This is a genomic window from Microbacterium sp. Leaf351, assembly GCF_001423825.1.
Lineage (GTDB): Bacteria > Actinomycetota > Actinomycetes > Actinomycetales > Microbacteriaceae > Microbacterium > Microbacterium ginsengisoli.
In genome coordinates this window covers 120,533-120,900 of record NZ_LMPK01000002.1, presented here as the reverse complement: position 1 = coordinate 120,900, position 368 = coordinate 120,533, and the positions used below count along the sequence as shown (strand labels likewise).

The following is a 368-nucleotide window of genomic DNA, read 5'->3' as shown; positions in this document are numbered from 1 at the left end:
CCAGCCAGAAGCCGCGCATCGTGCTCGACGCGGAGCGCGAGTTCCTCGAGCGCGAGAACGCGGCCGTGCACCGTGGCGCCCACACTCTCGCCGCCGAGGCGACCATCCGCTTCGAAGACGCCCGCGAGGCGGTCGCCGGCTTCGTCGGCGCCCCCGCCGAGCAGCTGGTGTGGACGAGCGGCGCGACGGCAGGCCTCAACCTGCTCGCGTACGGCATCGGCAACGCCACGGCCGGGCGCGGAGGTGCGGCATCCGCTCACCTGGCCCTGCGTGCGGGCGACGAGATCGTCGTGACCGAGGCGGAGCACCACGCGAACCTCATCCCGTGGCAGGAGCTCGCGGCCCGCACCGGCGCCGTCGTGCGGGCG

1 pseudogene is annotated in these 368 nt (G+C 75.0%); it reads left to right on the top strand.

Annotated features, from left to right (window positions below):
- Positions 1–368, top strand: a pseudogene (locus tag ASG00_RS16180) (aminotransferase class V-fold PLP-dependent enzyme); the annotation flags it as partial.